Annotated in this window: 17 protein-coding genes; 2 read left to right on the top strand and 15 right to left on the bottom strand. The window is 40.7% G+C overall.

What is annotated here, in order from left to right:
* Positions 1–152: 152 nt before the first annotated feature.
* A complete protein-coding gene (locus J4856_RS05990) occupies positions 153–1,157 on the top strand; it encodes a peptidoglycan DD-metalloendopeptidase family protein (protein ID WP_025837054.1) in 1,005 nt (334 codons plus the stop codon).
* A gap of 156 nt (positions 1,158–1,313) precedes the next feature.
* On the opposite strand, the gene J4856_RS05985 is transcribed toward J4856_RS05990, so the two are convergent.
* The 10 genes from J4856_RS05985 to J4856_RS05940 all read right to left on the bottom strand — a co-directional run bounded on the left by J4856_RS05985 (position 1,314) and on the right by J4856_RS05940 (position 13,615).
* The gene (locus J4856_RS05985; protein WP_025837056.1) at positions 1,314–2,528 is read right to left on the bottom strand and encodes an anaerobic sulfatase-maturation protein; all 1,215 of its coding nucleotides are present in this window, start codon (positions 2,526–2,528) and stop codon (positions 1,314–1,316) included.
* Positions 2,529–2,765: 237 nt separating this feature from the next.
* A complete protein-coding gene (locus J4856_RS05980; protein WP_025837059.1) occupies positions 2,766–3,209 on the bottom strand; it encodes a BAR domain-containing protein in 444 nt (147 codons plus the stop codon).
* Positions 3,210–3,369: 160 nt separating this feature from the next.
* Positions 3,370–4,149: a glycosyltransferase family 2 protein gene (locus J4856_RS05975; RefSeq protein WP_025837061.1), complete on the bottom strand. Its 780-nt coding sequence runs from the start codon at positions 4,147–4,149 to the stop codon at positions 3,370–3,372.
* Positions 4,146–5,420 carry a glycosyltransferase family 4 protein gene (locus J4856_RS05970; protein ID WP_025837064.1) on the bottom strand — a complete coding sequence of 425 codons (1,275 nt, stop codon included), beginning with the start codon at positions 5,418–5,420 and terminating at the stop codon, positions 4,146–4,148. The genes J4856_RS05975 and J4856_RS05970 overlap by 4 nt, the downstream gene beginning before the upstream one ends.
* Before the next feature lie 1,133 nt (positions 5,421–6,553).
* Positions 6,554–7,033: a hypothetical protein gene (locus J4856_RS05965; RefSeq protein WP_025837066.1), complete on the bottom strand. Its 480-nt coding sequence runs from the start codon at positions 7,031–7,033 to the stop codon at positions 6,554–6,556.
* On the bottom strand, positions 7,023–7,535 hold the full coding sequence (locus J4856_RS05960) for an RNA polymerase sigma factor (RefSeq protein WP_025837068.1): 513 nt from the start codon (positions 7,533–7,535) through the stop codon (positions 7,023–7,025). Before J4856_RS05960 ends, J4856_RS05965 begins: the two co-directional genes overlap by 11 nt.
* A 480-nt stretch (positions 7,536–8,015) precedes the next feature.
* Complete coding sequence (gene speA, locus J4856_RS05955; protein WP_025837070.1) at positions 8,016–9,908, bottom strand: biosynthetic arginine decarboxylase; 1,893 nt, start codon at positions 9,906–9,908, stop codon at positions 8,016–8,018.
* A gap of 79 nt (positions 9,909–9,987) precedes the next feature.
* Entirely contained in the window at positions 9,988–10,572 is a 585-nt protein-coding gene (locus J4856_RS05950; RefSeq protein WP_025837073.1) for a shikimate kinase, read from the bottom strand.
* Positions 10,573–10,663: 91 nt separating this feature from the next.
* Positions 10,664–13,000 (bottom strand): type I DNA topoisomerase, encoded by a 2,337-nt coding sequence (gene topA, locus J4856_RS05945; RefSeq protein WP_025837075.1) that lies wholly within the window; start codon positions 12,998–13,000, stop codon positions 10,664–10,666.
* A 78-nt stretch (positions 13,001–13,078) separates the two neighbouring features.
* Positions 13,079–13,615: an NUDIX domain-containing protein gene (locus J4856_RS05940; RefSeq protein WP_065367639.1), complete on the bottom strand. Its 537-nt coding sequence runs from the start codon at positions 13,613–13,615 to the stop codon at positions 13,079–13,081.
* Between the two features lie 321 nt (positions 13,616–13,936).
* Here J4856_RS05940 and J4856_RS05935 point away from each other — a divergent pair, with 321 nt between their 5' ends.
* Entirely contained in the window at positions 13,937–14,761 is an 825-nt protein-coding gene (locus J4856_RS05935; protein WP_065367640.1) for an alpha/beta hydrolase, read from the top strand.
* Between the two features lie 170 nt (positions 14,762–14,931).
* On the opposite strand, the gene J4856_RS05930 is transcribed toward J4856_RS05935, so the two are convergent.
* From J4856_RS05930 to J4856_RS05910, 5 genes are all read right to left on the bottom strand, one after another.
* On the bottom strand, positions 14,932–16,476 hold the full coding sequence (locus J4856_RS05930; RefSeq protein WP_065367641.1) for an arylsulfatase: 1,545 nt from the start codon (positions 16,474–16,476) through the stop codon (positions 14,932–14,934).
* A gap of 78 nt (positions 16,477–16,554) precedes the next feature.
* A complete protein-coding gene (locus tag J4856_RS05925) occupies positions 16,555–16,821 on the bottom strand; it encodes a helix-turn-helix domain-containing protein (protein ID WP_025837077.1) in 267 nt (88 codons plus the stop codon).
* A gap of 709 nt (positions 16,822–17,530) precedes the next feature.
* Positions 17,531–18,412 (bottom strand): carbohydrate kinase family protein, encoded by an 882-nt coding sequence (locus J4856_RS05920; RefSeq protein WP_025837080.1) that lies wholly within the window; start codon positions 18,410–18,412, stop codon positions 17,531–17,533.
* Positions 18,413–18,419: 7 nt separating this feature from the next.
* Complete coding sequence (locus tag J4856_RS05915; protein WP_025837082.1) at positions 18,420–19,580, bottom strand: MFS transporter; 1,161 nt, start codon at positions 19,578–19,580, stop codon at positions 18,420–18,422.
* A gap of 165 nt (positions 19,581–19,745) precedes the next feature.
* On the bottom strand, positions 19,746–21,440 hold the full coding sequence (locus J4856_RS05910) for a glycoside hydrolase family 32 protein (protein ID WP_025837085.1): 1,695 nt from the start codon (positions 21,438–21,440) through the stop codon (positions 19,746–19,748).
* Positions 21,441–21,477 lie beyond the last annotated feature (37 nt).

Here is a 21,477-nt window from a genome sequence, read left to right as displayed (position 1 = left end):
TTATTCGATATTTTTTCGTTATCTTTGCGAGGTCTTTCGATAAAAAATTGCGTACTTTCTGAAGTTTATCTGCAATTTTGTCGTTAGAAAGGGATATGAAAATCTGTCCCGTGCCTATCAGGCATCAGAGTTTGAAACTAAACAACTTGATTATGACTTTTAAGAAAATAGTTAGAGCTTTTGCACTAACATCTCTCTTAACCTTGACAGCTCATTCAGCAAATGCACAAGACCTGCTTGCCCGTCAAGCACCTATCGACAGACGTGCCAAAGCATTAGATACAATGGTTATCAATCGTCTTCGCGAAGCAGAAGAAATAGAAGAACCATCATCAGAGCTCTATAACGATTGGAATAACAACTATGCACATCGTGGAGGTAACCTTCCAGATGTATATAAGATTGATCTTCGTGGCTTCCACATGCCAACACCGAGCCGCGTTATTACAAGTAATTTCGGACGCCGTTGGGGTCGTCGTCATCAAGGATTGGACATTAAAGTGTATATTGGTGATACCATCCGTGCTGCTTTCGCAGGTAAAGTGCGCGTAGTAAAATATGATGCTAACGGATATGGTAAATACATCGTCATCCGTCATAATAATGGACTTGAAACCATTTATGGTCACCTTTCTAAACAGATTGTTAGTCCAAACATGACTGTTCGTGCTGGTCAGCCAATCGGATTGGGTGGTAATACGGGACGTTCAACAGGTTCTCACCTCCACTTCGAAACTCGTTTGGCAGGTGTAGCATTGAACCCTGCACTCTTCTTCGACTTCGCTAATCAAGATGTTACAGGCGACTACTATGTTTATCGTCGTAGCACCGTAGCACAAGAGTCTGAACGTGCAACCGCTGTTCGTGGTACCTCATCAAGCCTTGGTTACTCTCGTGAGAACATACAGGGTAGAGGTAATCAAAGTTATAGTCCACGTCAAGAAAGACACTACAACACAGATTTCTCAAACCACACGCCACGTACGGAACCAACGGCTGACAATGGAAAGATTATCTACCATAAGGTTCTCAATGGCGAGACTTTGGAAACAATAGCCAAACAGCATGGCGTAAGTATTGAACAATTATGTCGTCAGAATCGCTTAGGTAAGTTTACCCGAATAACAGAAGGTCAATTACTATCAATTTTCAAGTAAACATTCTCCATAATATATGAACAGCTCCGATGGTCGTCCTCACGACTATCGGAGCTGTTTGCTTTATTGACTGTTTTATAAAGCATGAAAAGCTGCCTATTGCAATAAACCACAGCAGACAAAGGTAATCATAATCCTGAATTATCAAATCTCAATTTACCCAAAAACCTGATTCATCACGTTAGCGGGTGGGCGTTGATTCTCCAACTCATTCTTCATAAAGTCCATATAAGGTGCTACGTGCTCAAAGAATTGATAATAGCCCTTACAAAGATAGTTAAGACCAGGATTACCATAACAATCGCGTATAAAACGATTCTTAGGACACTCACCATGACAAGCGAACTGATACTTACACTCTTTACATTGTTGTGGAAGGAGTCGATACTTCATCTTGGAAAATTCTTTCTGTCGGTCACTATTCATCATCTCATAGATTGTTTGATAAGACAGATTTCCAAGCTTATGTTCAGGATAAACAAAGTGGTCACAAGAATAGACATCACCATTGTATTCCATTACACCTGCATGACCACATTCCTTTGCCATCGTACAAATGCCAGGCGCAACACCAACCCAGTTGGCCAAAGTAGCGTCAAAGAGCTGTATGTAATACTCTCCGACATCATGATGTACCCACTCGTCAAAGATAGTACAAAGGAAGTTACCCCATTGCTCAGCAGTAACAGAGAAGTCGGTCAGTTCACCCCCCTCCTGCATACCAGGTGCTAAGGTCAAACCATCCTCACGATTTACGATTCGCTCAACAATAGGCGTAAACTGAATGTAACGGCAACCAATCTCCTTAAAGAAGTGATAGAAATCCAACGGATAGTCTGCATTGAAATCATTGACAACGGCAAGCGCATTCCACTCTACCCCATGCTTGTTCAACAGGTTAATACCTTTCATCACCTGATGAAAGGATGGCTTCCCCATTGCATTGCGACGATACTCATCATGAAACTCCTGTGGCCCATCAATAGATACACCCACAAGAAAATTATTCTCTTTAAAAAAACGACACCACTCATCATTCAACAGAATACCATTCGTCTGAATACTATTGTCTATCTGACGGCCACGTCCATAATAACGTTGCAGTTCCAACGCACGACGATAGAAGGAGATGGGACGCATTAAGGTCTCACCTCCGTGCCATGTAAAAAGCACCTGCGGTGTCGTCTGTGCCTCTATGTATTCCTTAACAAACTTCTCAAGTAAGGCATCGGTGATTACATGGTTTTTATTATTGTCGTATAGCTTACTCTTCTCCAAATAATAGCAATATTTACACCTGAGGTTACAAAGCGAACCAGCAGGCTTCAGCATGATATACATGGGATGACTAAAAGGAATGATGGTATTCATAACAATCTTGTTTCGGACGGCAAAGGTAGTCAATTATTTACGAATGGCAAAACATTACAAATGACTTATTTCATTGCCCTCAACAGATTTCATGATAAGGCAAAAGTACCCATCATTAAGGTTATCTTTCAAGCCGTTTTCTTTTGTCGAGAACAGAAAAAAAAGAAATATTCCAAGACCACTGACCAATAATGGCCTTAGTCTTGGAACATGCATTATATAGTATGAAACGAAGTTCTATTTGGAGGTAGTGCTATCTGGTTTAAAGGAGTCAGAGATACCTTTACCAAGTTTCTGGAAGAACTTTTTACCGTCAGCACCTATCTTACGTGCTGCTTCTCCCATCGACTTTGTTTCACGTTTAATGACTTTCCCCATACCACGTGAGAAGGTTTTGAAGCCATCTTTCACTTCGGTCTCACCTGTCTGTTTGTCGTCAGGGAGTGGTGCATAGGTTGAGTTATTGCTATCCGCATTACTAACGTTTGCAGGTTTTGACTTCATCGTAGTTGACGAGGTCCCCGCCTTCGTACTATGAGTAGTCTGCTTAGATGAACTCTGCTTATTCGCTTTAACCATACGTGGTGAGGCTCCAGCAATACCACTATACTCTGTCTGAGCTGATACCGAGAGGCACAGCAACAACAAAGCAACTAACATTTTAATTCTTATTCTTTCCATTGTCGTAAGTTTTATTAGGTGGAAGGAGAAAGGCATAGAACCGCTCTATAGTTCCCCAGATTTTATACAACCTATTAGACTAACGATTAAACAAGGCAAAAATTGCAGCCCTTAACAATCAATAGGACGTATTAAGGGCATTTAAACGAAAGGACCTGACTTATTTAATAAGACTCCGAACGGCAAACCATGAATGAAGCAACAGCGTCTGAAGCAAGCCATAATGTTTACGCATGATATCGAAACGCTCACGAAGCGACTCCTTATGGTGAAGTGTTGTCTGCCCCTCCTGCACATAATTAGCAACTACTGCATGAACATTGCGTAAGAGAAGCTGCTGACGTTCACCCTCCTTCATCACACGAATACACCAATCGACATCTGCTGAATAACGATAGGAGGTATCATAAAGTAGCGAACGCGCTATATCTAAACGAGCATAAAAAGACTGATGACAAACTAACATACCATAACGGAAAGAACGCCAAGTGAGTCTTTCTGACGGACTGAGCCGACGATGATAAAGAAAGTTGCCCTTCTCATCAATGATGTCAGTATCACCAAAAAGGACGGCTGGCAACTCCTCTCCATCCCCAACGACTGCAGCTAGTACGACTTTCTCCAATGTATCATGTGCAGGGAAGCGGTCGCCAGCATTCAAAAAGACGATGTAATCGCCTGTTGCTTGCTGTAAGCCTTTATTCATGGCGTCATAAAGACCATCATCTGGTTCGCTTTGAATACGTACAACATGTTCGTTATCCGTCTCATCAGACTGTTTCTGATAGGCTTTCGCTATCTCTAACGTATCGTCAGTTGAAGCTCCATCAATAATGATATGCTCCACATGAGGATAGTCCTGCATGAGCACACTATCGAGTGTCGGCTGCAGAACAGCAGCTGCATTATAGGTTATAGTGACTACTGAAAATGTGATCATAATCGAAAGTTCTTATAGGCAAGTGCCTCATTATATATTTCAAGATATTGCATTGCAACACTACGCTGTGAATAACTGCGTAAGACTTTCCCCACAGCGGCTTCTGAAAGGCTTGCATAATCGGCCTCATCAAGTACCCAATGGATGCCTTTTGCAAGGTCATTTGCATCACGTTCTGTAGCAACATAACCATTCTTAATGTGATCGATCATCTCTGGTATTCCACCCACCTTAAAGCCTACGCAGGGCACTCCGCATGCCATAGCCTCCATAATCGTGTTAGGAAGGTTGTCTTCAAGCGATGGAAGCACAAAGACATCAGCGGCATTATAAACATCACGGATTTGTTGTTGATCGGTCACATAACCGATTGGATAAACTCGTAAAGCGAGTTTCCCTTCAAGTTCTTCAGCATGACCGCCAAGGATAGCGATACCCGTATTCTCCTTCATCTCAGGATGTTCAACGACCATCTTTTCGATAGCTTCAACAAAATAATCCATGCCCTTACGCTGATCTGTCACACGCTGAGAGACAAAGAGTACGATGCGTTTGTCCTGCGGAAGGTGTAATCTCTTTCGCGCCTCTTGCTTATCCTGTGGTTGAAATACGTGTGTGTCTATAGGATTAGGAATACTTGATACACTAAAATCACGCAAGATGCCACTGCGCTTTGCCTGTCGTGCGAGCCATTGACTACAAGTTACAAACCACATATTACCGCAACAATAGGTAGCTTTCTTGCGCTTCCAGACCTTTGCTGATAAGTCATTTCTACTTCCTCTACCTGGTAAAAGCGGACAATTACCACAGCCATTTTCATAACGATGACAGCCGTGGGCATAATGACAGATACCTGATGCTGGCCAAAGGTCATGCATTGTCCAAACAACGGGTTTGCCAGAACTCAAAATTTTCTTGATACTATTCAACGATAGCATACCTTGATTAATCCAAGAGAGATGAATAATATCAGCTTCTTTGAATTCACGTAACTTCGTAATATCTGCTCCGGCATTGGCGATATCAATCTCAAAGAGATGCTTACGAGAGAAATGAAGGTTCCAGAAGACACAGAAACGCTCCCATAATAGATTCCACTGATTTCTCCATTCGTGACCAAGGCTAACCACAGTAATGTCGTCAGTCAACTTATCACGTACCAACATCTTTGCTTTTACTCCGTTGTTATTCAGAGCATCTTTGAGCCGGTTAGCTGCAACGGCAGCCCCACCTGTTTTCTCACTGGTATTTACAATCAGTATTCTCATTGATATATCATTTGAAGCAAAGTTACAAGAAAACTGATAAAAAGCCAAGAAAAGTAACCAAATATTGATTGTTTGCGCACACAAAGACTTGATATGCGTCAAGAAAAGGGCTAATTTACAACAAAAGAGTTTTGAAATATTGTACAAGATTTGAAAAACATCTACCTTTGCATCGTCAAAAGGTTAATAGATTGTTTAGGTTAGTAGTAATAGATTTAGGTTTTTAGTTATTTTATTAAGGTAAAAGTTTAACGATTGATCTAGGATGACAAAGGTGGCCGTGAGGTTCCCTTTCATTATAAAAAGATTTCTTAGTTAAACATACTAATAACGCCGAAGCTCGTTGAGAGTCTCGGCGTTTATTTTTGCTTGGCAACTTGAGTTAATTGGGGGAAATTCTTTGATGGCTCTATAACGAATCGTGTGGGTTGTGTATTGATATTCCATCGATTTGGTGCGGGTGCTCAGCACATGTGGTGCTGGTGCTTAGCACTAATGGTGCGGATGGTATGCACCACATGTGCGAAGGGTTAACACCATTGCCGTATATGGATGGGTAGGGATTTAATGTGAGTTAAGCGTATTAAAACTAAGGTCAATCTGGAATTGTGTATAGTTGGAGGCTATACCTTTCAACAATATTTTATGCTCTATGACGAATTACCCACACGATTCGTTATAGAGCCGTTATTTTTGTTTTACCTGACAACTCATAAATCTAAGTTCCTCTCACTTCTGTCATTTATAATAGGTGCTTAACTCATTAAGTTTCAACAATATGCTTAAACTGTTAAAAATGACAGTAACTTAAAACAAAACTAATCTCGTGTTTTATGCGATAATTTCTTTCTTATTTTGGAATACTTGTTATTCAAGAGTTTGAAAGTGCTTTTTATCGTTAACCTGTTATGTGTCTATTTCTTCACCTTTTCCTACAGAGCCTAATTATGAGTTATGAATTAAGGGGTATGGATTAAAACAGAGCGTCTGATCATAAGAAGAGCCGACACTCACAAGGAGTATCGGCTCTTCTACGTTAGTATGTTATGAAAAATTTGAGAGAATTGAGACTTCACAGCCTCGTTTTGTTTTACTTAAAATGATTATTTTATAGAGAAAGCATAGAAATTGTCTTATTTTGTAATGGTTGACACAGGTAACTCCATCTTATGTTGCAAGGTATCACTGACTACTGAGTCAGCCTTTGCAACAGATAGGCCCTTCCTAGAATGCTCAACAGCTGCAGCGCTTGAGGTCACCTGACGTACATCACCATCAGAGAAAGCAGCCTGCATTGCATTACCTAAGGTAAGGAGAATTGCCACTACGGCAGCAGCCTTAAAGAGTGGCATAAGACGATGACGCATTGTTATCACGCGTGCCTTGACAGGCTCGTCTTCTTGTATCATTCCAAGGATTCTTTGATCAAAGTCATCACCCAACTTTTCCATCTCCTTTTCGTTCTGCTCATAGACAAACAGGTCACGATAAGGTAGCAACGCAGCTGGAATGTCCTCCTGTGAGAAGAACATACGCAAGATTTCCTCTTCTTGAAGAGAAGTCTTGCCACGCCAGTAACGTTCTAAAAGTTGATCGATATACTTATAATCCATAATTGTCTAATTTCAAATATTTTTGTTTGACCGTTTGTCGAGCTCTAAAGATGTTAACCTTCACTTGCTCTTCACTGATTTCAAGGACTTCTGCGATCTCTTTGTAAGATTTACCTTCAAAATCTCTCAGCTGCATACAGCTTCGTTGTTTCTCTGGGAGGGCATCTACAATCTGTTTTACGAGATTTATCTTATCCGCTTGAATCATTCGATCTTGAGGATTAGATGAAGAGAAAGGTTCTGCGACTTTAACATCTTCTAAAGAGTCATTGTTATTCTCTTTCTTCTTGATGCGGTCTAGCGATAGGTTTCGACATATAGTGAGACTGAATGCTTCGATAGAATCAATGTCTTCCCATTCATATCGACGGTTCCAAACCTTTATCAGCGTATCCTGAACGATGTCCTCAGCCTCAGCTCTATTGAGCGTGATACGGAGTGCAAGCCGAAAGAGTTCATTCTTCATCGGCAACACATCGTTACGGAAACTGACTTTCTTCATCTTCTCTCTGTTTTAATGACGTTTATCTATGGGGGAAAGTTACAGGGATGGACTAAAAAACTACATATTTAATCTTCGTTAACACACTAACTATTCTAATAAAGTAGCTTAAAACAGCAATTCAACTGGACTTATTCTCCTATTAATGAGCCTTTTATCATGATTTTTCTTCATAATGAAAGGGAACATCTTACTTAATGAGGGACATTGTTATTCATGAAAAGGAAACATTATTCTATGAATAGAAATTCGACTAGGGTACTCTTTTACAAGCAAGAACAAGAGCAATCACAGAGCAAAAATACTAATCTAAAAGAACATATGAACTAATGTATTAAAATAAACGTAGGGACGCACAGCATGTGCATCCTATACGTTACATTTAATGTCGATGCTCAGACAGTGCGTCTCTATAGCTTGTCAATGATATATGGACTTAGAGCCTTTCTGACGAATCCTCTTTCCCAAATACGTTACCGTTTACTCCAAATAGGTGTAACCATAGAGGCCGCTACGATAGTTACTGAGGAATTCTTTACCCTCTTCTAGAGAAATCTTTCCCTGCTTAACACTCTTTGTCACCCATATTTCAAGCTGGCGAACGAGTTTCTTAGGATTATACTGAACGTACTCCAAAACTTCTTCTACCGTCTCACCATCAAAGATCTGATCAATATGATAGCGTCCATCCTTCACTGAAATATGCACTGCATTGGTATCTCCAAAGAGATTATGCATGTCACCTAAAATTTCCTGATAAGCGCCAACAAGGAATACTCCGAGGTAATAAGGCTCATTCTTCTTCAATGCATGGATTGGCAGAACATGACTGCTACGTCCCATTGCAACAAAGTTTGATATCTTACCATCGCTATCACAAGTAATATCCTGCAAGGTTGCATTACGTGATGGACGTTCATTGAGTCGCTGCAGTGGCATTACTGGGAAGAGTTGATCAATCGCCCAGCTGTCTGGAAGTGACTGGAAGAGTGAGAAGTTACAGAAGTATTTATCTGCTAGGAGCTTATCCAGATTACGCAATTCATCTGGCACATGCTTCATATTCTTTGCCAGATTATTAATTTCATGGCATACACTCCAGTACATTGCCTCAATCTCGGCTCGCGTCTTCAGGTCAACCATACCATGAGAGAACAACTCTAAAGCCTCCTCACGAATCTGTTCTGCGTCGTGCCAATCCTCTAACATATTGCGAGAATCAAGGTTATCCCATATATCATAGAGGTCTTTAACCAACTGGTGATCAGTATCTTTTGCCTCAAAATCTTCAGACATTTCAGGCAAAGAGGCCGTTTCAAGCACATCAATTACAAGGACAGAGTGATGAGCAGCAAGACTTCTTCCGCTCTCAGTAATGATGTTTGGATGTGGGATATCATTCTTGTTGGCAGCATCAACAAAGGTATAAACACAATCGTTGACATATTCTTGAATACTATAATTCACTGAACTTTCACTGCTGGCAGAGCGTGTGCCATCATAGTCAACACCTAAGCCACCACCACAATCAACAAAGTCAACATTATATCCCATCTTTCTTAGGTTAACATAATACTGTGCTGCCTCGTTGAGGGCTGTCTGAATACGACGAATCTTCGTAATCTGTGAACCAATATGGAAGTGGATGAGACGCAAGCAATCATGCAAACCCTTATTATCAAGAGTCTCTAAAGCCTGCAGGAGTTCAGAAGAAGTAAGACCAAACTTAGAAGCATCGCCACCACTATCAGCCCATTTACCAGAACCACTAGAGGCAAGTTTAATGCGAATACCAAGGCTTGGTTTAACATTCAACTTCTTTGCAGCCCGTGCGATGAGTTCTATTTCGTTAAGTTTCTCTACGACAATGAAGATACGCTTACCCATCTTCTGTGCTAACAAAGCCAATTCTATATAACTCTGATCCTTATAACCATTACAAATGATGAGCGAATCACTCTGGCATTGTACAGCTATCACAGCGTGTAATTCAGGTTTTGAACCAGCTTCCAGACCTAAGTTAAACTTACGTCCATGAGAAATAATCTCCTCAACGACTGGTTGCATCTGATTTACCTTAATAGGATAGATGATGAAGTTCTCTGCTTTAAAATCATACTCCTTCTTTGCTTTCTCAAAGCAAGAGGATGTTTTCTCAATACGATTATCGAGGATATCTGGGAAACGGAGCAACACTGGAGGTGTCACATCGCGCAGAGCAAGTTCGTCCATAACATCACGCAGGTCAACCTCCGTATTGTCTTTACAAGGTGTTACAAACACATCACCCTTATTGTTAATACCAAAGTAAGATGTCCCCCATCCTGAGATATTGTACAATTCTTGAGAATCTTCAATCGTCCACTTTTTCATTTCTATTCTTCTGTCCCTATATATAATCTAGAATTAATCAATAAATTGTTTTGAAAGTCTGAATTCCGACTATTGAATTTCAGCTATTTAACTTCTGACTTTCTGACGCCTCCAGCTTTAATAACTCAAGGAGATGCGTTACAGAGATCTGTATCTTGTCGTAACTATCCATAAGACTAACGTCAAGAACGTGCTTAGCCTTCGCATAGAATGGTTCACGATGCTCCAATTGCTTGCGGATAAATAGGTTTACCTCGTCAGGTGTTTTGTTGAGCAATAAGGGGCGTATAGACTTACCCATCAGCAGATGCTTGTAAAGAACGTCGGTCTCAGCTTTCAGATAAACCGTCTCCGCTTGGCCATTCATATACTCCATATTATCAAAGAAACACGGTGTACCACCACCACAAGAGATAATAACATTTTCAAATTCAGCCACCTCGTGAAGCATCGACTGCTCTATTAAGCGGAAGCCATTTTCTCCCTTTTCATCGAAGATTTGCTTCACCGTCTTGCGCATTCTGCTCTCAATATACCAATCTAAATCGTAGAACGGAATGTTCAACGCCTTCGACAAAGCGCGCCCCACTGTCGTCTTCCCGGCTCCCATATAACCAACAAGAATGATACGAAGCGGTTTGTATTCATCTGAATATTCTGTCATACTCACGATTTATTAATCATCCATCCGTCTGTCGTTATCATTTGCCGTGCTAGATATTTCCCATCACCTTATCCGTGGAGCTTATCTTCATTTACTTTTTACGCTTTGGCTCTGGTGCATTCTTTACGATATCCATACACTGTTCGTAAGTAAGCTCTGCTGCCTTCTCATGAAGTGCCTTAGGCATACGATAGTTCTTACCATCATAAGCAATATAAGGACCATAACGACCATTCATCACCTCCATCTTAGCATCTTCACTGAAGGTCTTCAAGTGACGCTGTGCATCTTGCAAACGCTTCTTCTGAATGAGGTTGATTGCTGCATCAAGACTAATCGTGAGTGGATCTTCCTCCTTTGGTAGTGATGTGTACTTCTTATCGTGGAGTACGTAAGGACCAAAACGTCCTGCACCAATCACGACATCTGTACCTTCAAACTGTCCAAGGTTACGTGGCAACTTAAACAACTCCAAAGCCTCATCAAGGGTAATCGTTTCCATACTCTTATCAGAAGGAAGCTGAGAGAAGCGTGGCTTGTCCTCATCGTCAGCACTACCAATCTGTACCACTGGCCCAAAACGACCAATCTTTACAAATACTGGTTTGCCAGACTTAGGGTCAATACCCAACTCGCGTTCACCAGCCTTATGTTCTGAACGAGCATTCATCACCTTCTCTACTTCAGGTTCAAAATCCTGATAGAAAGTCTTCATCTCTTTGTTCCATTCAGCTTTTCCTTCTGCAATCTTATCGAACTCCTGCTCCACCTTTGCTGTGAAGTTATAGTCCATGATGTCTGGGAAGCTTATCATCAAGAAGTCGTTTACCACGATACCAATGTCTGTTGGGATAAGCTTACCCTTATCAGCACCAGCCATTTCCTTCTTGGTCTTAGATGTAATCTTCAATCCAAGCAGTGAATCAACGACATATTTACGTTCCTCTCCTTTGCGATCGCCTTTCTGTACGTACTCACGCTGCTGAATGGTAGAGATTGTTGGGGCGTATGTTGATGGACGACCAATACCGAGTTCTTCGAGTTTACGCACAAGACTTGCCTCCGTGTAACGGTTAGGACCTTGTGAGTAACGCTCTGTTGAGATAATCTCACGACGTTCCAGCTCTTCACCTTCGTGCATTACTGGCAGTGCATGTGAGAATTCTTCAGCGTTTTCGTCGTCATCTGTTGACTCGTGATAAACCTTCAAGAAACCTTCAAAAGCAATTACCTCGCCATTTGCAACAAACTGCAAATCTGTAGCGTTCTTGCCTTCTTCACTTTCAAGAGATATGTTTACAGTAGTCTTTTCTATCTGTGCGTCAGCCATCTGCGAAGCAATAGTACGCTTCCAGATAAGGTCATACAGACGCTTCTCCTGACTTGTTCCTTCAATAGAAACCTGGTCGATATACGTAGGACGAATAGCCTCGTGTGCTTCTTGGGCGCCCTTACTATGTGTCTGATATTTTCTTACCTTTCCGTAATTCTCTCCATAGAGTCGTTCAATCTCTTGCTTACAAGTATTGATAGCCAATGAAGAGAGATTCACACTATCGGTACGCATGTAGGTGATACGACCTGCCTCATACAAACGCTGAGCAACCATCATTGTCTGACTTACTGTAAAGCCAAGCTTTCTAGCCGCTTCCTGCTGAAGTGTTGAAGTCGTAAATGGAGGAGCTGGCATACGCTTCAAAGGTTTCTTAGCAATCGATGAAACCTTAAACTTAGCGTTTTTACATAGTTCAAGGAACTCCAACGCCTCTTCATGTGTCTTAAAACGTTTGCTCAACTCAGCCTTAACTTCATTCTGCGAGCCATCCTCATTGGTTACAGCAAAGACAGCGTTCAGACGATAGTAAGGTTCCGTATTAAAGTTTTGTATCTCGCGTTCACGCTCAACAATCAACCTAACGGCAACACTCTGTACACGTCCTGCACTCAAAGCAGGTTTCACCTTGCGCCATAATACGGGTGAAAGGCGAAAGCCTACCAATCGGTCAAGTACACGACGCGCTTGCTGTGCATTGACAAGATTCATATCCAAACGACGTGGTGACTCGATGGCTTTCAATATTGCTGGTTTGGTAATCTCATGAAAAACAATGCGATTGGTTTTATCTTCGTCCAATCCCAACACCTCACAAAGGTGCCAGCTGATAGCCTCTCCTTCGCGGTCCTCATCGGATGCCAACCAAACTTTCTTGGCTGCTTTCGCACTTTTCTTCAGTTCACTGACTACTTTTTTCTTCTCCTCAGGAATGACGTAATCAGGAGTTAACGTATCAAGGTCAATGCTAAGTTCCTTTTTCTTCAAGTCACGGATATGTCCATAAGATGACATCACCTTATAATCTTTACCGAGGAACTTCTCAATGGTCTTAGCCTTTGCCGGGCTCTCTACTATTACCAAGTTTTCTTGCATAATCAATCTTGTACTTTTTTCCAAGGGCGCAAAAGTACTTAAACTTTTTGCTTACACCTTATATAATAGACAAATTTTCTACTTTTTTAAGTTTTTCAACTCTATTTGTAGAAAATCATATAGTGCTTGACGGATTGAACGGAGTCCAAACTGCTCGGTATGCACTTCCGATAATGGTAGCCAAAAGGCCTCAGCGACATCATCGGCAGCCTTGAGTATTGTCTCATCTTCTACCCTGCAGACAAAGAAGGCATCTAATGTTGGGATATCAAAACCACTATATCGATACTTATTCGGAAGAGAACAGAAGTAGCGTTTTTCCTTTATAACAAGATTAGTTTCCTCCTTCACCTCACGCATCAACGCTTCTCCGATTGTCTCGTCAATATCACAGAATCCACCAGGGAGGTCCAATGTTCCTCGTCCTGGGTCGAGTTTTCTACGGGTTACAAGCAGTTCACCCTGCTCATTCAGAATAAATGCAGCGACAGCCGAACTCGGATTTAAGAAATACTCGAAGCCACAACTCGCACAACGTTTACTTTTTTCATTCTGTTCAACAAAGTGCTTACTCCCACAGACGGGACAATAGCGAAATTTATCTAATACGTGCATCTTTTGATTGTATATTGATTCTTGCATATTGATGATACCAGAAAACGGCACCAGAAAGGAAGTTGTTAACGCTAACACGAAATTATTAAAAATCGTTTATACAGCAAACCTTTTGTCATTTCTGTCTGCAAATATAATAAAAACTCTAAACATCTACCATTGAAACCGTATATTTTTGTTAACTTTGCAACTGCACATTTAAAAACTTACGATTTATTTCTCTTCTCGATGGCAGTAACTGATATTATTCTGTTCATAAAGATCAGCTAAATATAACTGAAAAGAAGAGGATAAATGAGCAAACAAAAAATAACGAATAGAATGAAATTAAGAAAACTTTTTCTCGTAATAGGATTGGCTTCAGCTGCTATAACGATGTCTGCCCAGAGTTCTTTTGACGTAAAACTCTATAATGGTCGTCCTCCCTATAACAATGGTGATGAGAGCGACACGGCTAAGGTTCGTGTCTTCCTTCCAATGGAGAAACAAGCTACTGGGCGTGCAGTAGTGATATGTCCTGGTGGCGCATACGAAACACTTTCAATGGAAAAAGAGGGTTATGACTGGGGAGAATTCTTTCAAAATCAGGGTATTGCAGCCATCGTCCTGAAGTATCGTATGCCACACGGTCAACCTGAAGTCCCTGTTTCAGATGCTGAACAAGCGATGAAACTCGTACGCCTGAATGCAACAAGCTGGAAGATTAACCGTAACGATGTCGGTATCATGGGCTTCTCTGCTGGTGGTCATCTTGCAGCAACAATTGCCACAAGAAGCCAAGGTGAGGCAAAACCGAACTTCTTGATTCTCTTCTATCCAGTTATCTCAATGATGGAAGGTTACGGACACGACAGAAGTCGTCTAAACTTCCTTGGTAAGAACCCTAGCAAGCGCGACGAGAAAAAGTATAGTGCTGACATGAACGTGAGCCGTGTTACACCTCGTACGTTCATTGCACTCAGCGATGATGACGACACTGTTCCACCAGCAAATGGTGTGAACTTCTACACCGAGCTTTACCGCAATGACGTCCGTGGTTCTCTCCATGTTTATCCTGGTGGTGGTCATGGTTGGGGTAGCAAGATTGGCTTCCGTTACCACGAGGAAATGATGATGGACCTGAAGGCTTGGTTGAAGAGTTTCTAAACGCTCATCAGACAACTCCTTCAAACGTTCCAAGCTTACGCTTACAATAGTAAAACTTGTATCAACAAGACGTTTTAAGAATATTCTTTTTCACAATATAATTTAGGGATGCACAGACCGTGCATCCCTTTTTGTATACCCTTATCACCCAACATCCAACACCCAACACCTTATTTTCCCCTTTTCATCGGCATTGTTATTGGGAACAACGGGTTATCAACATGCTCCTGATAGATAATGTTCACCATTTGGTCAACGACATTGGGGTGCTCCTGTGCCACATCTCTGTCTTCATGGAGGTCGGTCGCAAGATTATACAGATGTGGGACACCACGAATAACCACCAACTTCCAATCCCCCATGCGTACAGCTATCTGATTGGTTTCAGCAAATTCCCAATAAAGGTACGGATGCTTCTTTTGTGCCTTTTCATCGCTCATTAGGGTTGGAAAAATAGAGATTCCATCGAAGTAATCGACAGTCTTCTTCTTATTGACGAATTGTTTCGGGAAGTTACGCACACCAGCCACATCACAGAATGTTGGCATTAGGTCGTAGAAAGCAAAGGGCAGATCATTCGTCACATTTTCCTTTATATTTCCCTTCCAGCGTGCGATGAATGGAATACGGATTCCACCTTCGTAACACTGACGTTTAAGCCCTCGTAGTTTTCCATCACGGTTGAAGAACGTTGGGTCGGCGCCACCCTCCTCATGAGGACCATTATCACTGGTGAAGATGACAAGTGTATTCTCCGCAAGTCCTTGTTCGTCTAACGCATGGAGGATTTCCCCTACATACGTATCCAAGCGTGTTATCATTGCAGCAAACTGTGCATGTGTGTGTTCAACAGCATTATAGCGCGACGCTTCCTGCCCTCCCCAAGTCTTATCTACAAAGAACTTCTTTTTATAGAATGCAACTAGTGAATCCTCTGGTTGTGCTAACTCAGCATGTGGAAGCGTATAAGTGAAGATACCAAAGAATGGTTTGTCTTTACTTTGTCGTTTCAGCCAACTCAAAGCGTGCTGATGTATGAGGTCGGCTGAGTAGTCTTTACGTTGTGCATACTGCTCACCAAACATCGGATAATCGATATTATTCTGCATCACAACACGTTTAACTGCACTGTCTCCACACTCCCTGCTATATTCATTGAGGAAGTTTGGATAATAAAGATGTGCTTGGAACTGACAGATATATCCATAGAATTCATCGACACCTCGCTTATCTGGTGTTGACTTAGAACCTTCGTAACCTCCAGCCCACTTACCAAACATACCCGTGCGATAGCCCTGTTCTTTCATTATCTCAGGCAAAATAACATGCTCTGGATCGTAAGGATGCTGACCAACAACGCTGAAATCGCGATTTTTTCCGTAATAGATAGGTTTACTTGGTGCCCAATATTCCTTGTTTCCTCGTACTTCCGTATGTCCAGAATGCTGTCCTGTCATAAAGCAGGCACGCGATGGAGCACTCACCGGAGCACCTGCATACGCTTGTGTAAAACGCATACCTTCCTTTGCCATTCGGTCGATATTCGGTGTAAGGATGTACTGTTGTCCGTAACAGCCAAGGTCGCCATACCCCATATCATCACACATGATGTATATAATGTTAGGCTTTTGTTGTTTCTTAGGAGTCGCAGCATTCCCTTGTACACAACCAAAAGCTGTGAGTGGTAAAAGCGTTTTTACAAAATTTGAAATCATATTTATAGGTTTTAGGTTTTCATTATTTTAGGCTAAGAGATACAGAAGCTCAACCTTAGCAGAATTCCTGTACCTTCTTTATTGTGCTATTTTAATCAACTGACAATCTAATGCAGTTTCTATCTTAGCGATAGTTTGCATTGTAAAGTTATGCCTCCCCGTAAGCCATTTAGATATTTCTGACTCACGTTTATGTAGTTGTTTTGCAAGGTCCTTTTGTATTAATCCTTTCTTAGATAACACTTCATGGATACGTTCTGCAATCCCAAAAGAAAGTTCAAATTGGGCTTTTTGTTCTGCAGGTACTGCTGCAAGACACTGTCTGAATAGCTCGTTCTTTACCATAATGAGTCCTTGTAATCTATTAGAAAAAGACTTTAACACTCTCCAGAATTGTATTTACTCATAATAGAAAACTTTACAAAGGTAGGTCTTAACAGTTAGATTTTTCACTTTTGAGTAAACTTTTAATAAATTTTTGCGCTCTATTTAAACGCTATCGGTTCATTTAAGAACAATCTTTTGTTATGTCATTAAGCTGGTTATTTCTTTTTTGCAACGTAGGCAGAGTAAGTTATGCCCGAGATATACCAAGGTACAAAAGCTAATAAAATGCCTACAAGAATATAAGACATATCACCAAACCATAAAGTTAACAAGGCTTATCTATATCATTATCGTTTAATGAAGGATAGAGATTTAGATATAAATTAAGTATCAATTCATCCCCCTTTGCGAATTACTTTCATGAAAAAAAATAATTATTTACGTGAAAAGAAATATTTATCTTCATGAAAAAAAAGATTTATTTTCATGAAAGTAATTCGATGAGAGGGGCATTGAATGAAAAAGGAGGTCATAAATTACATATTAAGAACTCCTAGACTGACACACTAAAAAGTCCGAATTAATCGAGAAAAGTCACACTTTACTCAATCAATTCGGACCATGTAGTTTGTCTAAATACCAATTATCCCTTGCCTATTGAACTAAATACGATGAGCATAAATTATCCCACACGGAAACAATATCACGTATAAAGGAAAGAAATAATTTACTTTATTTTATCTAATAACTCCTTAGGAAGCTTTGGCATAGCACCATTCTGTGTGCAGACATAGGCACTAACCTCTACTGCTAACTTATGAGCATCAGTGATAGGCATACCCGCAAGGATGGCTGAAGTGAAAGCACCTGTAAAGGAATCACCTGCACCTACAGTATCAGCAACCTCAACCTTCGGTGTTTCTTGGAACGACTTGAGGTTTGGTGCAAAAACATACGAACCATTGACACCGCAGGTCAACACAAGCATATCAAGGTTATACTTTCCTAATATCAGCCAACACTTATTTTCAATATCAAGACCTGGATAACCAAAAAGACGACCGATAGTTACAAGTTCCTCATCATTAATCTTGAGAATATTAGCATGCTGCAGCGAAGAGGTAATAATCTCCTTTGTATAGAAGTTCTGACGAAGGTTGATATCAAATATCTTCAGACAGTCCTTAGGCGTTGCTTCGAGGAATGTCTGTATCGTCTGACGACTTACACTACTACGCTGTGCAAGTGAGCCAAAGCATACCGCACGGCAGTTCTTGGCAGCTTCTTCTATCTCCGTAGTAAATGGTATATTATCCCAAGCTACTCCCTCTTTGATATCATAGGTAGGAATACCCTCATCATCAAGCTCTACCAGCACCGTTCCTGTCTGATAATCCACTTCTGGCATCAAGTACTTTACGCCTTTTTTATCAAATTCATCGAGTGTTTCCTTACCCAAAGCATCATTTCCGACAGCACTAATAGCCAACGAATCATGCCCAAACTGTCCTGTATGATAAGCGAAGTTAGCAGGTGCGCCACCAAGCTTTCGTCCTTCTGGAAGACAATCCCACAACGCCTCTCCGAGGCCAACGATTAACTGTTTCATATCTGTATTATTTATTGTTCATCTTTGGAATATAAGAAAAGAGGTAGAGTACACCCACTGCCATTACGACAACAGCACCCACCTGACCGAATCCATCGCTGGCAAAACCCATCAAGAGTGGAAAGATGGTACCACCGAAAAGACCCATAATCATCAGTCCGCTCACCTCATTCTGCTTGTTTGGAACACTCTGCAAAGCACGTGCGAAGACCATTGAGAAGATATTACTGTTACCATAACCCACAAGTGCTATCGCAACAAAGAGCACTGTCTTTGATGTTCCTACAGCCAAGCCGCACATAGAGAGTGCCATCATCACAACAGAGATAATGAAGAACAACTTATTATTCATTACACGAAGGAAAAAGGAACCGGTCAGACATCCGATAGTACGGAAGATAAAATAGAGGGAAGTTGCAAAAGCTGCATCATTCAATGACATACCTAAACGCTCCATCAAAATCTTTGGGGCCGTTGTGTTTGTACCAACATCAATACCAACGTGACACATAATACCAAGGAAACTAAGCAACACAATAGGTTTACCCAATAGGCTGAAACATTCTGCAAAAGAGCTTGCTTTGCCTTCAATAGGTTCTTCTTCTATAGGCGTTGAGAAGAGTAATAGCGTAGCAAGTGTGCCTATAATCAAATAAATTGGGAAAAGAACACGCCATCCAAGACCAAAGGCAGGAATGCTTGCCTGCGCTCCCCATATAGCAAGATAAGGTGCCATAAAGGATGCTATAGCCTTAACAAACTGTCCGAAAGTAAGTGTTGAAGCTAAATTTCCACCTTTCATCACCGTTGAAACCAATGGATTTAACGATGTTTGCATCAAAGCATTGCCTATTCCAAGCAATGAGAATGAAACAAGCATCAAACCGTAGGACTCACCGAATATCGGTAAAAGCAGGGAGAACAAGGTAACAATAAGACTAATAAGAACCGTTTTCTTGCGTCCTATCTTATTCATCAACATACCAGTTGGTACGGAAAAGATAAGGAACCAAAAGAAAACAAGGGACGGAAAAACATTTGCAGTTGAATCCGACAGTTGCAAATCGTTCTTTACATAATTGGAGGCAATACCCACCAAATCAACGAACCCCATCGCAAAGAAGCAAAGCATTACGGGCAGTAGTGCGAGTTTATTGGTTTTCGACATAATCTTTAAATTTTTAGTTTGTGTAGTTCTATTATTTTAATTATACTTGCAAAGTTACTTTTTTACGAAGAAAGAAACCTTGAAATTCCGTTCATTAATATCAACAAATATATCTCTAACAAGATTACATATAATTAATAGACAGAATTAGTATTTTTTCTTTTATTACTTTTGATCCTTCAATTCATAAATCTTTACTTTGCATCCCTTTACTATTATCTTATCATAAGGCTTTGACGGAAAAACGAGGTTAGTCATTGCTACTTTACCTTCAGTATCAAAAGCTTCAATACTACAACGGTCTATAAATATTTGCATTGATTTAATAACACCATTAGTTGGAGCTACCGTCTTAGCCTTAAAGTCACTATGGAAATCAGTAACACCACTCTCTGTACGATCCATACTGAAAGTAGCATTCTTTCCATCATAAACCATTGTAACTCGTTCTTCCTTGTCATTACTTAACACTATAGAAGCATTACTCTTAATATTGGTCACTTCTATATAAGCAGCAGATTGGAGGCGTCCAGACGGTTTCTTCTCAAAGGCAGCAAAGACTTCTGGTGATGCCTTTACGCTAACATAATCTTCCCCATTGTAACTATAAAGCCCCAAGTCTCTTGGCAAACCATTGGCTGAACGGAACTGCTGTGTAGGAACTTGATTTGCATACTGCCAGTTACTCATCCAAGGGAGAACGACAATTCTACCATCAGGGGAATTACTAAACGAAACAGTTGCATAGTGATCTTTTCCATAATCCATCCACTTTGTCACCTCAGGTTTTGATTCGCAAGTGAATTTATGACCATCAAATGAGCCTACAAAGTATTGAGTTGCACTACCACCAAAGGGACCTCCAGGGTTAATATTACAGATAAGTACCCACTTATCACCCATCTTCAACAAGTCAGGACATTCCCAAACACCTCCATGATTACCATACCCCTCTCCAAAAGAGCTCTCAAACTTCCAATCTTTCAAGTTCTTTGAGCTATATATATTCATCTGCTGTCCAGCTGCAAGAATAAGATTCCATTGCTTCACTTCTTCATTCCAAAAAACATTAGGATCACGGAAGTCAGGTACATCACTTGTAAGAATTGGGTTGTTAGCATACTTCTTAAAGGTTTCACCATTATCCGTACTATATGCAATACTTTGTGTTTGCGCAGCTCCTGCGGAGGTGTAAAAAGCAACAACAGCATCCTTTCCAAACCCTGCGGTATTTTCTTTATCAACGACACTATTACCACTGAAAATAGTACCAAGTGCATCTGGCTGTATAGCTTCTCCTTGATTTTTCCAGTGCATGAGGTCTGTAGAGGTGCTATGTGCCCACGTCATATTCTCCCACTGCGAACCATAAGGGTTATACTGATAGTATAAATGCCATATACCATCTTTGTAGAACATACCATTAGGATCGTTCATCCAACCATAAGCTGGGGTATGGTGGTAGATTGGACGGAACTTCTCACGATTCTTGGAATCAAACACATTTGTTGCTTTTATATCTTTCCAGCAAACGAAATTATTGATTAAACCGATACTGCGCTTATCTCCTGAGAACTGGATATCAAGCAACACATCACCACCATACTCACTGATATCAAGTGGAACATTATAATCAGTCTTGTTAATAGCAAGTTTACAATTGAATTCTTTTACAACTTGATTATCTTTGATAACGAGAATATGTGCATAACCTTCTTCCTCCTCTACAGGAAGAAGAATATACTTATCGGTTGACTTCACACGTTTTATTACGTGATTTGAACTTAAGAATGATTGTGCATACATAAACGTAGAAGTTAAGAGAAGGCAAAAAGCCAATAAATTAATCTTTCTTTTCATTGTAGGTTGTATATTTACATTTTAAGTTTCTGTTAGA

Source organism: Prevotella scopos JCM 17725, from assembly GCF_018127785.1.
GTDB lineage: Bacteria > Bacteroidota > Bacteroidia > Bacteroidales > Bacteroidaceae > Prevotella > Prevotella scopos.
This window is presented reverse-complemented; position numbering and strand designations above follow the sequence as displayed.